Genomic DNA, 11,508 nt, shown 5'->3' on the forward strand with positions numbered 1-11,508 from the left:
GGACGAGCCCGCCCCGGCGGACCCCCCCTACGACGACGAGAGAGACCCCTTCGAGGCGGATCGCCACGAGCCGGACCCGTACGGCGAGGCCGGTCCCCACGGCGAGCCGGACCCCTTCGATGACGTCCCGCACGACCAGGACGGCTGGACCACCGCCCGCCCGGCCGTCCCGCACCAGGCAGCACCCCCCGAGCCGCGTCGGCCCCGCCTCACCCCTGAGGAGGCCCGCACGGTCGCCTCCTGGGACCGTGACCTGGACGCGCTCGCCGGCGAGCTGCAACGCGCCCGCCGGAGCGTCACGGACGTACCCCTCCCGGTGACCCTGACCGCGTCGCAGTTGCTGCGCCTGGCCGCCGACCCGGACGGACTCGCCCAGGAACTCGCGCGCCCCATGCCCAGCCCGCCCCAGCCGGCCGCGCGCCGGGGCACCAGGTTCCACGCGTGGGTGGAGGCCCGCTTCGAGGAGCTGACGCTGCCCTTCCTGGAACCGGACGAACTGCCCGGCGAGGACGCGGAGATCGCCGACGAACGCGACCTGGAGGCACTCAAGGACGCCTTCGAGCGCACCGAGTACGCCCATCGCACCCCCTACCGGGTCGAGGCGCCCGTCCAGCTCACCCTCGCCGACCGCGTCGTACGGGGCCGTATCGACGCCGTCTACAAGGACGGCGACGGCGACGGTGCGACGTACGAGATCGTCGACTGGAAGACGGGCCGGGGACATGACGGCGACCCGCTCCAGCTCGCCGTGTACCGGCTCGCGTGGGCCGAGCAGCACGGTGTGCCCGTGGAATCCGTCACAGCGGCATTCGTCTACGTGCGCACCGGCGAGGTCGTACGACCCGCGAATCTGCCGGACCGGGCCGCGCTGGAGCGCCTGTTGACCCAGGAGGACGCCCTTCAGGACGGCATGGAGGAGCGGGCAGCGCAAGTAAACCGTGCGTAAGTACCCGGCCGGGATGTCGGTGCGGCCGGATAGGCTCGTGACCATGAGCCAGACCCCGGACAGCGCCGTCCGCACGTACATCGAGCGCCACCGTGCGGCGTTCCTCGACGACCTCGCCGAGTGGCTGCGCATCCCGTCGGTCTCGGCCCAGCCCGACCACGCGCCCGATGTCTGCCGCAGCGCCGACTGGCTCGCCGCCAAGCTCCAGGAGACCGGCTTCCCGACCGCCGAGGTCTGGCAGACGCCCGGCGCTCCCGCCGTCTTCGCCGAATGGCCGTCCGGCGACTCGCAGGCACCCACCGTCCTGGTCTACGGCCACCACGACGTGCAGCCCGCCGCCCGCGAGGACGGCTGGGACAGCGACCCCTTCGAGCCGGTCGTCCGCGGAAACCGTCTCTACGCGCGCGGGGCGGCCGACGACAAGGGCCAGGTCTTCTTCCACACCCTGGGCGTGCGCGCCCACCTCGCCGCCACCGGCCGGACCGCCCCGGCCGTCAACCTCAAGCTGCTGATCGAGGGCGAGGAGGAGTCCAGCTCACCGAACTTCCGCGCCCTCGTCGAGGAGCACGCCCAGCGGCTCGCCGCCGACGCCGTGATCGTCTCCGACACCGGCATGTGGTCCGAGGACACCCCGACGGTCTGCACCGGCATGCGCGGGCTCGCCGAATGTGAGATCCGGCTGCACGGACCCGACCAGGACATCCACTCCGGCTCCTTCGGCGGCGCCGTGCCCAACCCGGCCACCGCCGCCGCCCGCCTCGTCGCCGCCCTGCACGACGAGCACGCGCGCGTGACGGTCCCCGGCTTCTACGACGGCATCGTCGAACTCACCGACCGCGAACGCGCTCTCTTCGCCGAGCTGCCCTTCGACGAGGAGAGCTGGCTGCGCACCGCCAAGTCGCACGCCACCCACGGCGAAGCCGGGCACACCACCCTGGAGCGCATCTGGGCCCGCCCCACCGCCGAGGTCAACGGTATCGGCGGCGGCTACCAGGGCCCCGGCAGCAAGACGATCGTCCCGTCCTCCGCCTTCGTGAAGCTGTCCTTCCGGCTGGTCGCGGGACAGGACCCCGACCAGGTGGAGAAGGCGGTCCGGGTCTGGGCCGAGGAGCGGGTACCCGCGGGCATCCGTCACGAGATCACGTTCAGCCCGGCCACGCGCCCGTGCCTGACCCCGCTGGACCACCCCGCCCTGCGCTCCGTCGTGCGCGCCATGGGCCGCGCCTTCGAGGGCCCCGTCCGCTTCACCCGCGAAGGAGGCTCGGGGCCCGCCGCCGACCTTCAGGAAGTACTCGACGCCCCGGTGCTCTTCCTGGGCATCTCCGTGCCCTCCGACGGATGGCACGCCCCGAACGAGAAGGTCGAGCTGGACCTCCTCCTCAAGGGCGTCGAAACCACCGCGTACCTCTGGGGTGACCTCGCCGAGACCTGGCGCCATGCGCCCTGACGACCTCGCACGGTCCGGAGCGACACCGCGCGCGGGGCACATCGGACAGGCCGCCCCGCACGGCGACACCGCACCGGACCCGGTCGCCCCCTGCCGCACGTCCCGCTGAACCGCCCGCCGAAACAACCGTTCCACCGGGGGAGTTGGAAGCACCCGTGACCACCTGGACCGACCAGAACGCCGACCGACCCATCTCGCTCACCGCCCCGAGCGGCATCGACCGCGCCGCCCACCACCGGCTCGACGAGGCCTGGCTCGCCGCGGCCTGGAGCCACCCCACGACACGCTGCTTCGTCGTCTCCGGCGGCCAGGTCCTCATCGACGAGACGCCCGACGGCCGGACCGAACTCGTCATGACGCCCTCCTTCGAGGCCCCCCTCACCGAGGCCCACCGCTACTTCCTGGGCACCGACGACGACGGCGTCAGCTACTTCGCCCTCCAGAAGGACGCGCTCCCCGGCCGTATCGACCAGTCCGCCCGCCCAGCGGGCCTTCGTGAGGCCGGACTGCTGCTGTCCCCGCGCGACACGGGCCTCATGGTGCACGCGGTCGGCCTGGAGAACTGGCAGCGCACCCACCGCTTCTGCTCGCGCTGCGGCGAGCGCACGGTCATCGCCGCCGCCGGCCACATCCGCCGCTGCCCCGCCTGCGGCGCCGAACACTACCCGCGCACCGACCCCGCGGTGATCATGGCGGTCACGGACGAGGAGGACCGCATCCTGCTCGGCCGTCAGGTCCACTGGCCGGAGGGCCGCTTCTCGACGCTGGCCGGCTTCGTCGAGCCCGGCGAGTCCATAGAGGAGACGGTGCGCCGGGAGGTCTTCGAGGAGGCCGGCGTCACGGTCGGCCAGGTCGAGTACGTCGCCAGCCAGCCCTGGCCCTTCCCGTCCAGCCTCATGCTCGGCTTCATGGCCCGCGCCACCTCCACCGTCATCGACGTCGACGGCGACGAGATCCACGAGGCCCGCTGGTTCTCCCGCGACGAACTCGGAGCGGGCTTCGAGTCCGGCGAGGTCCTGCCTCCTTACGGCATCTCCATCGCGGCCCGCCTGATCGAACTCTGGTACGGCAAGCCGCTGCCCATCCGCACCTTCACGTGACACACGACACGAAGAGGGCGGCCCCACAGATCCAGGAGCCGCCCTCTTCGCCGTACCGCCGTGACATCCGGCGAGTTACGCGCCGATCTTCTGCTTGACCTGGGCCAGCGAAGGGTTCGTCAGCGTGGAGCCGTCAGGGAACAGCACGGTCGGTACCGTCTGGTTTCCGCCATTCGCCTTCTCCACGAACGCCGCGGACTCCGGGTCCTGCTCGATGTTGATCTCGTTGTACGTGATGCCCTCGCGGTCCATCTGGCTCTTCAGCCTGCGGCAGTAGCCGCACCACGTGGTGCTGTACATCGTCACAGTGCCCGGCATGTGTCTCGCGCTCCTTCGGCGACTCGGGGGATGTGGGGTCGCGGAGAGGGAACGCGCGAGGAGGCACGGCCATTCCCGCGAACGGCCCCGGACCGCTGTGACGCCCGCCGCGAGCGGGTACGACGCCCGCCGCGGGTAGCTGAGACGCCCGCCGACCGGGGCTGTGATGCCTGCCGCATTAATACGACTGCAGCTGCCTCCCTGTGGACAACCGGCTCAGCTGTCTCCGGTGACCTGGCAGCATGGCTGTGTGACAGCAGCAACGCACTCCACCCTTTTCCCGCAGGTACCGGACTCGGCCGACGCGGTGCTCGAAGGGCTCGACCCCGAGCAGCGCGAGGTGGCCACCGCCCTGCACGGACCGGTGTGCGTACTGGCCGGAGCCGGTACCGGCAAGACCCGCGCGATCACCCACCGCATCGCCTACGGGGTGCGCGCGGGCATCCTGCAACCCTCCAGCGTCCTCGCCGTCACGTTCACCAACCGTGCGGCCGGAGAGATGCGCGGGAGGCTGCGGATGCTCGGAGCCCAGGGCGTCCAGGCTCGCACCTTCCACTCCGCGGCCCTGCGCCAGCTTCAGTATTTCTGGCCGAAAGCGATCGGTGGCTCCCTGCCCCGGCTCGTCGACCGCAAGGTCCAGCTCGTCGCCGATGCGGCGGCCGCCTGCCGCATCCGGCTCGACCGGGGCGAACTGCGGGACACCACCGCCGAGATCGAGTGGTGCAAGGTCACCCAGACGGTTCCCGCGGACTACCAGGCGGCCGCCGCCAAGGCCGGCCGCGAAACCCCCCGAGCGCCCGCCGAGATCGCCCAGCTGTACGCCGCCTACGAGGACCTCAAGCGGGAGCGAGGCGTCATCGACTTCGAGGACGTCCTCCTGCTGACCGTCGCCGTCCTCCAGGACCGGCAGGACATCGCCGAGCAGGTCCGCGCCCAGTACCAGCACTTCGTGGTCGACGAGTACCAGGACGTCAGCCCCCTCCAGCAGCGGCTCCTGGAGCTGTGGCTCGGCGACCGGGACACCCTGTGCGTGGTCGGCGACGCCAGCCAGACGATCTACTCCTTCACCGGAGCCACCCCCGACCACCTCCTCGACTTCCGTACCCGCCACCCCGGGGCCACCGTCGTCAAACTGGTCCGCGACTACCGCTCCACGCCTCAGGTCGTCCACCTCGCCAACGGTCTGCTGTCCCAGGCCCGCGGCCGGGCCGCCGACCACCGCCTGGAGCTGGTCTCCCAGCGCACACCGGGACCCGAACCCGTCTACAGCGAGTACACCGACGAGCCCGCCGAGGCCGAGGGCGCCGCCCGCCGCATCCGCGAGCTGGTCGACGCCGGTGTCCAGCCCGCCGAGATCGCCGTCCTGTTCCGCACCAACGCCCAGTCCGAGACCTACGAGCAGGCCCTCGCCGACGCCGGCATCCCCTACCAGCTGCGCGGCGCCGAGCGGTTCTTCGACCGCCCGGAGGTGCGCAAGGCGATCAACGCCCTGCGCGCCGCCGCCCGCTTCGGCGGCAACGACGCCCTGCTAGAGGACGCCGTCGACCTCCCCTCCCAGGTGCGCGCGGTCCTGTCCGGCGAGAACTGGACACCCCAGCCGCCGGCCGGATCAGGAGCCGTCCGGGAGCGCTGGGAGTCCCTGGCCGCCCTGGTGAACCTGGCGCAGGACTTCACCACCGCCAGAGCCGATGCCACGCTCGCCGACCTGATCGCCGAACTCGACGAACGGGCGGGCGCCCAGCACGCCCCCACGGTCCAGGGCGTCACCCTCGCCTCCCTGCACTCGGCCAAGGGCCTGGAGTGGGACGTCGTCTTCCTGGTCGGCGTCGCCGAGGGCATGATGCCGATCTCCTACGCCCGTACCGACGAGCAGATCGAGGAGGAGCGCCGGCTGCTCTACGTCGGCGTCACCCGGGCCCGTGAGCGCCTCCAGGTCTCCTGGGCGCTCTGCCGTTCGCCGGGCGGCCGCCCGAACCGCCGTCCCAGCCGCTTCCTCGACGGGCTGCGCCCGGGATCCGGCAGCACGGCGGGGCGCGGCGGAGGAGGCGGTGCCGGGGGCGTCGAGCGCGGTTTTCCGAGTGCGACGGCGGGCGTGGTGGCGGCCGTGCCGCGCCGGACCCCGCGCAGCCCGGCCCGCTGCCGGGTCTGCGGACGCACTCTGACCGACGCCGGCGAGATGAAGCTGATGCGCTGCGAGGACTGTCCGTCGGACATGGACGAGGGGCTCTACGAGCGGCTGCGGTCCTGGCGCGCGGTCCAGGCACGCCGGGCCGGGCAGCCCGCGTTCTGCGTCTTCACCGACAAGACCTTGATCGCGATCGCCGAGGCCGCCCCCGAGGAACCGGGCGAGCTGGTGCGGATCCCAGGCGTCGGCACGCGCAAGCTCAACCGCTACGGAACCGATGTCCTGGCCATCTGCGCAGGCCAGGACCTGGGAGCCGAGGACGAGGACGACTGATCCGAACTCGTCGGAAAAATAGTTTGCGCATGCCCCGGCAATCCCCATAGGTTCTTAGGCACGAGAACAGAGGCCTTCTCGGAGGCCAAGGTTCCGTGCTGTACTTGCATATCCGCCGGACCGGGTTCCATCCCGGTCCCCCGAGACGCCGAGAGGAGGCGATTCCAGTGATCATCATCAACAACAGCTCCGTCAGCACCGCCAAACTGACCGATCGCTCGATCGTCTCCGTGTGCACTCTCGCCGCCTCGAACCTGGGCACCGGTCTGTCCGGCATTCGTGCCGACCGGCCTGCGTCCCTCTCTGTCGCCCCCGCGGGCCTTGTTGTCCGCGAGCGCAGTGAGCGACCGACCAAGGCACTGGAAGCGGCAGTAGCGGCACAGGCGAAGGCCTATGCCTTTACGGCGACCGGTGCCGGAGCCCGGATGCAGACGACGCAGCACCACCAGATGTGGGCCTTCCGTGGGCCAGAACCCTGGAGTGATCCAGCCTGACAGTCGATCAGGCCGGCGCCTTCAGGGCCGCGGAACCCCACCCGGGATCCGCGGCCCTTCTGTTTGTCCCGACCCGGGACGACAGAGCGAAGGGGCCTCGGGACAAGAAAAGAACCCGGTACCAAGCCGCCACCCGGCCCAACAGGGCCGGAACGACCAGACGAGGAAGACGAACCGTGCAACTCGAAGCGCACGCCCCGTCCGTACCGCCTTCCGAAACGATCCCCCCGCCCGGCCTCACGGAGGACTCCACCTTGACCCCGCTCACGGCGCTCACCGCGCTCGACGACGCCATCGAGAACCTCGGCGTACCCGTCCCCTGCCGCTCCTACGACCCGGAGGTCTTCTTCGCCGAGTCGCCCGCGGACGTGGAGTACGCCAAGTCCCTCTGCCGTACCTGCCCGCTGGTCGAGGCCTGCCTCGCCGGCGCCAAGGAGCGGCGTGAGCCCTGGGGCGTCTGGGGTGGCGAGCTGTTCGTGCAGGGTGTCGTCGTCGCCCGGAAGCGGCCGCGTGGCCGTCCGCGCAAGAACCCGGTCACGGCATGAACACCATCGCAGGAACGATCGACCATCCCGTCACGCACGACCCCAAGAAGCAGGCCCCGATGAAGCCGTCCACGAACGAGCCCGCAGGCTCCGCGACCCAAGACGTCACCACCACCGGCGCGAGCGACTCGCGTCAGAACAGGACCCGCGAGATGCAACTCATCCCAGAAGCCCTGGCTCGTGCGCATATGCACGACCGGCTGCTCGAGGCCGAGCAGGAACGCCGGGCCATGCGCCTGGTGACCGCTCGCCGGATGCAGCGCCGTGCCGAGCGCGCCTCGCTGCGTGCCCGGCGGGCGCTCGCCATGGCCGTGATGCAGTAATCCCTTCCACCTGAAGCGGTGGCCTCCCGACAGGGGAGGCGAAGCTCCTGCGCGGGGGCCGGTCCGTCCGAACGGACCGGCCCCCGCGGCGCGTTGCGCCACGGAGAGCGGGGTGCGATCCGAGCGGGACCGGGCCACGCGGCCGGACGGGCCAGGTGCTCGTCAGCGCCGGTGGTGGGTCACACCTCCGCGACGGATTCCTCCACTTCCAGGCCCTCGTCGAGGACGAACCCCGGGAGCCAGCCCTCCAGTTCCTCCCGCAGCCGGACGGTCGCACCGAGCTGGCACAGCACGCCGATCGTGCTGAGCGTCACCCGGTGTATCAGCAGATAGGCCGGAGGAAGGTTGAGCTGCCTGCCCAACTGGTACGCGGGGGAGCGCGGGTCGGCAATCCGGGCCGCCTGACTGCGCATCCAGTCCCGGGTGAACGTGAACTCGTCGACCAGCGCCGGCTCGATGATCGGCAGCAGGTAGTCGAGGACCGCGTCGGGCTCCAGCTCGATGGACTCCTTGATGAAGCCCTCCTCGCGCAGCAAGTCGTACACCGCGTCCGCCTCGCCGTCGAGCGTCATGCGCAGCGAGGCGCCGATCGGCTCGGGAAGACCGCCGGACAGCCTGTCGACGGTGCCGAAGTCCAGGACCCCCAGGCGCCAGTCGTCCTCGCCGTCCGGACCACCGGGCACGAGACGGAAGTTGCCGGGATGCGGATCGGCGTGCAGCAGGCCGGTGCGGGCCGGCCCGGAGAAGAGGAAACGCGACAGCAGCTGGCCGGCGCGGTTGCGCTGCTCGGGCGTGCCACCGGCGATCACCTCGGATAGGGGTACGCCGTCGATCCACTCAGTGACCAGAATCTGGTCGCACTGGTGGACCACCGCCGGGACCAGGACGTCGGGATCTCCGTCGAACTCCTCCGCGTGCGCCTGCTGGGCCTGCGCCTCCAGGCCGTAGTCCAGCTCCTCGGAGACACGGTCCCGAAGTTCGGTGATCAGCGGCTTGATGTCCATGCCGGGTATGAGGGGGCCCAACAACCGCGCAAAACGGCTGAGTTGATTGAGGTCCGACAGCAGGGCCTCACCCGCGCCCGGATACTGGACCTTGACCGCGACCTCCCGTCCGTCGTGCCACACCGCCCGGTGCACCTGGCCGATCGAGGCGGCCGCGGCCGGTTTGTCGTCGAACTTGACGAACAGCTCGGCCCAGTCCTCGCCGAGCCGCTCCGCGAGCACGGCGTGCACCGTGCGGGTCGGCATGGGCGGCGCCGCCTCCTGGAGCTTGGTGAGGGCCGCCCTGTAGGGGCCGGCGACCTCCTCGGGCAGCGCGGACTCGAAGACGGACAGGGCCTGTCCGAACTTCATCGCGCCGCCCTTCAACTCACCGAGGACCTTGAAGAGCTGTTCCGCCGTGCGCTGTTGCAGCTCACGGCCGACGATCTCCGCGGACTCGCCCACGATCCGTTTACCCAGGCCCCACGTGGCCCGGCCCGCGATGCCGAGCGGGAGCGCGGCGAGCTTGGCGGTCCGGGTGACCGCCTTCCGGGGAAGATTAGACATGCGCCCTCCAGGTCCCAGAAAGCCGCGCCGCGTCTGCCGTACGGCGTAACTCCTTCGAATGCCGTTGCCCCGCCATTGTCGCGCGCGACTCGGCGTCCTCGGAGGCGGTGTGTTCCTCGTTACCTTTCTCCGCCGCTCCGCACCGGCAGGCGGGGTGCGCCCGCACCGGACGCGAATGCCACTGCAGGGCCGGTACGGAGACCTCCCAGCGTGCTCCCGAGCTGGACGGGAGAGTGCCGTCGAGAAAGGCGAGCGCGTGAGCCGCCGCCAGGCCCGCGACCGTGGTGGCCAGCGTCAGGTCGCAGGCGCGGACGGTACGCCGGGTGCCGGAGTGCCACTGCGCGACCAGCCGGGGCCACGCCGGGTCCCGGTCGGTGCGTGCCTCGTGCAGGCACCCCGCGCAGGCCGTCTCGCCGGGCAGGACGAGCGGGCCGACCACTCCGGTCGCCTCCACCACCCCCGCGTACAGATGCGGTGTGCCCGAGGCGATCAAGGGCTCGGCCTCGGAAGGAGCCGGGGCGTGCACGGACACGTCGTCCCGTGGGGCCAGGACCACCAGGGAGAAACCGGGCCCGTCCGCCTCGGCCGGTGAATGGGCACTCCTGCGGGGCGGCCGGTCCGGGGCGGCCCGGCGCACCGCACGACGGGCGGACTCGTCCCGGCGCTCACCGATCGCCTCGGGAGGCAGTCCGCCCGGGGCCACGTCCCCCGGCTCCACCACGCCGCCGTCACGCACGTCCACCTCGCCGACCCCCGCGCCCGACAGCAGTGAGGCGAGCACCGCGCCCACCCGGCCCGCACCCCGTACCTGTACCCGTTGCCGGCGTCTGGCGGCCAGGTGCTCGAGGGCTTCGCCCGGTTCCGACGTGGTCAGCGACAGCGACGCGAGGTCCGGCCGCAGCCGGTCCATGACGTCCTTCTTCTCCCGCAGAGCGGCTCCGTCCGACCCTCCGCCGCGGGAGTCGTCGAGCAGGCCTGCTCCCGCCAGCCGCCGCACGAGCTGATCGACATGTCCGTCCGGAAGGTCCATCCGGTGTCCCTCCTCTCGTAGGAGAGGGAGCCCACGGGTGCCGTCCAGCAGGTCCAGGAAACTGCCCGTCGCGGTGTCCACCGGGCCGAGCGTCACCGCGTGCGCCGGGGCCAGCCCGAACTGCACGGTGTTCAGATCACGCCAGCCGCGCCGCAGCGCGGACTTCACCATCGGATGCATAGAAGGCCCCCGTCAGCCTGGAATCTCCCCGTACGCCGGTGGGGCGGGGCCATGGAGGCGACCGCGATCCGCCGACGACTGCCAGCATGCCCGGCCGCGCCGACGGGCACCGAAAGTTGTCCACAGGGGCCGGGATTCATCGTACGAATCCGTCGTACGGGGCAAACGGGAGGTGAGAGATCAGAACCGAACCGTCCCGGAGTCGGGACTTCCCGCCTGCACAGCGGGTAACGTCGGGGCGTGCCCGCCGACCCACTGCACCGCGCCGGAACGCCACAGCGCAGCACGACGAGCCAGCCGCCGAGCGGCTCACGGGCGAGCGCGATCGAGGTCCGCAGGAGCGCCCGTCGACGCCGGACGGTCTCCGCGTACCGCGAGGGCGATCGCACCGTCGTGCTCATCCCTGCCCGGATGTCCGAGGCCGAGGAGCAACGCTGGGTGAGCGTCATGCTCGACAAGCTCGCCGCCCAGGAGAGCCGCCGACGCGCCCCCGGCGACGCGGAACTGGCCGAACACGCCGAGCGGCTGTCGGCGCAGTACTTCGACGGCCGGGCCCGGCCCACCACGGTCCGCTGGGTCACCAACCAGAACACCCGCTGGGGCTCCTGCACCCCCGCCGAAGGCAGCATCCGCCTGTCGCACCGTCTCAAGGGCATGCCGGAGTACGTGATCGACTACGTGCTTCTGCACGAGCTGGCGCATCTGCTCGTGCCCGGCCACGGCCCCGATTTCTGGCGGCTGCTGGAGGCGTATCCGCGCACCGAGCGGGCCCGCGGCTACCTGGAAGGGGTGGTCGCTGCCGAACGGCTGCCCCACCTGCCGGGCGCCCGCGAGGAGTGAGTCCCGCGCGCGTGTCGTCCCGCGGTGTGCCGCGCGGGTTGTGTACCGGGTCTGTACCGACCTCGTCCGGTGTCCGAGTTTGCCGTTAGCCTGACGCGACGCACTCGCAATCCGGATGGGGGACGGTCGTTACGCATGTCCAGGGAATTCCAACGCGGCCACAAGACCAGGATCAGTGACCTCACCGCGGGCACGGATCTGTACGTAGGTGTACAGATTTCCGGCCCTGGCCTGACCTTCGACATCAGCTGTTTCGGCCTCGACGCCGACGAGCGGC

The 11,508-nt window shown here is 71.4% G+C and carries 11 protein-coding genes and 1 pseudogene; 9 read left to right on the forward strand and 3 right to left on the reverse strand.

All coding sequences use genetic code 11. The annotated features are described in order from the left end of the window. The 3 genes from P1P75_RS34580 to nudC form a co-directional block, all read left to right on the forward strand. Nucleotides 1-946 (forward strand): PD-(D/E)XK nuclease family protein (locus tag P1P75_RS34580; protein WP_319262957.1); only part of this gene is annotated, 946 nt, incomplete at its 5' end. A 43-nt stretch (nt 947-989) separates the two neighbouring features. Then, nucleotides 990-2,393: a dipeptidase gene (locus P1P75_RS34585; RefSeq protein WP_319262959.1), complete on the forward strand. Its 1,404-nt coding sequence runs from the start codon at nt 990-992 to the stop codon at nt 2,391-2,393. 155 nt (nt 2,394-2,548) lie between these two features. Next, on the forward strand, nt 2,549-3,493 hold the full coding sequence (gene nudC, locus P1P75_RS34590; RefSeq protein WP_319262961.1) for an NAD(+) diphosphatase: 945 nt from the start codon (nt 2,549-2,551) through the stop codon (nt 3,491-3,493). A gap of 75 nt (nt 3,494-3,568) precedes the next feature. On the opposite strand, the gene P1P75_RS34595 is transcribed toward nudC, so the two are convergent. Continuing rightward, nucleotides 3,569-3,811, reverse strand: a complete 243-nt coding sequence (locus P1P75_RS34595) for a mycoredoxin (protein ID WP_045559070.1) — start codon at nt 3,809-3,811, stop codon at nt 3,569-3,571. Nucleotides 3,812-4,061: 250 nt separating this feature from the next. Between P1P75_RS34595 and P1P75_RS34600 the strand changes: the two genes are divergently transcribed. The 4 genes from P1P75_RS34600 (at nt 4,062) to P1P75_RS34615 (ending at nt 7,631) form a co-directional block, all read left to right on the forward strand. Next, nucleotides 4,062-6,269, forward strand: a complete 2,208-nt coding sequence (locus P1P75_RS34600) for an ATP-dependent DNA helicase UvrD2 (protein WP_319262963.1) — start codon at nt 4,062-4,064, stop codon at nt 6,267-6,269. A gap of 167 nt (nt 6,270-6,436) precedes the next feature. After that, nucleotides 6,437-6,763, forward strand: coding sequence for a hypothetical protein (locus tag P1P75_RS34605; RefSeq protein ID WP_319262965.1), 327 nt, complete (start codon nt 6,437-6,439; stop codon nt 6,761-6,763). A gap of 176 nt (nt 6,764-6,939) precedes the next feature. Next, nucleotides 6,940-7,308, forward strand: a complete 369-nt coding sequence (locus P1P75_RS34610) for a WhiB family transcriptional regulator (RefSeq protein WP_030038270.1) — start codon at nt 6,940-6,942, stop codon at nt 7,306-7,308. Then, nucleotides 7,305-7,631, forward strand: coding sequence for a hypothetical protein (locus P1P75_RS34615; protein ID WP_319262968.1), 327 nt, complete (start codon nt 7,305-7,307; stop codon nt 7,629-7,631). The genes P1P75_RS34610 and P1P75_RS34615 overlap by 4 nt, the downstream gene beginning before the upstream one ends. 179 nt (nt 7,632-7,810) lie before the next feature. On the opposite strand, the gene P1P75_RS34620 is transcribed toward P1P75_RS34615, so the two are convergent. Together P1P75_RS34620 and P1P75_RS34625 are read right to left on the reverse strand one after the other, a co-directional pair. Beyond that, nucleotides 7,811-9,181 (reverse strand): AarF/ABC1/UbiB kinase family protein, encoded by a 1,371-nt coding sequence (locus P1P75_RS34620; RefSeq protein ID WP_319262970.1) that lies wholly within the window; start codon nt 9,179-9,181, stop codon nt 7,811-7,813. Beyond that, the gene (locus P1P75_RS34625) at nt 9,174-10,391 is read right to left on the reverse strand and encodes a TOMM precursor leader peptide-binding protein (RefSeq protein WP_319262972.1); all 1,218 of its coding nucleotides are present in this window, start codon (nt 10,389-10,391) and stop codon (nt 9,174-9,176) included. Before P1P75_RS34625 ends, P1P75_RS34620 begins: the two co-directional genes overlap by 8 nt. Nucleotides 10,392-10,631: 240 nt before the next feature. On the opposite strand from P1P75_RS34625, the gene P1P75_RS34630 reads away from it, so the two are divergent. Then, entirely contained in the window at nt 10,632-11,231 is a 600-nt protein-coding gene (locus P1P75_RS34630) for a M48 family metallopeptidase (RefSeq protein ID WP_319262974.1), read from the forward strand. 90 nt (nt 11,232-11,321) lie between these two features. After that, nucleotides 11,322-11,508 (forward strand): annotated as a pseudogene (locus P1P75_RS34635) (stress protein); the annotation flags it as partial.

This window comes from Streptomyces sp. ID05-39B (assembly GCF_033794725.1).
Classification (GTDB): Bacteria; Actinomycetota; Actinomycetes; order Streptomycetales; family Streptomycetaceae; genus Streptomyces; species Streptomyces bobili.

What these genes read in the sequence shown, in the direction of transcription:
- P1P75_RS34585 (WP_319262959.1), top strand. Translation starts at nt 990, where the DNA reads ATGAGCCAGACCCCGGACAGCGCCGTCCGCACGTACATCGAGCGCCAC.
- P1P75_RS34595 (WP_045559070.1), bottom strand. Translation starts at nt 3,811, where the DNA reads ATGCCGGGCACTGTGACGATGTACAGCACCACGTGGTGCGGCTACTGC.
- P1P75_RS34615 (WP_319262968.1), top strand. Translation starts at nt 7,305, where the DNA reads ATGAACACCATCGCAGGAACGATCGACCATCCCGTCACGCACGACCCC.
- P1P75_RS34620 (WP_319262970.1), bottom strand. Translation starts at nt 9,181, where the DNA reads ATGTCTAATCTTCCCCGGAAGGCGGTCACCCGGACCGCCAAGCTCGCC.
- P1P75_RS34625 (WP_319262972.1), bottom strand. Translation starts at nt 10,391, where the DNA reads ATGCATCCGATGGTGAAGTCCGCGCTGCGGCGCGGCTGGCGTGATCTG.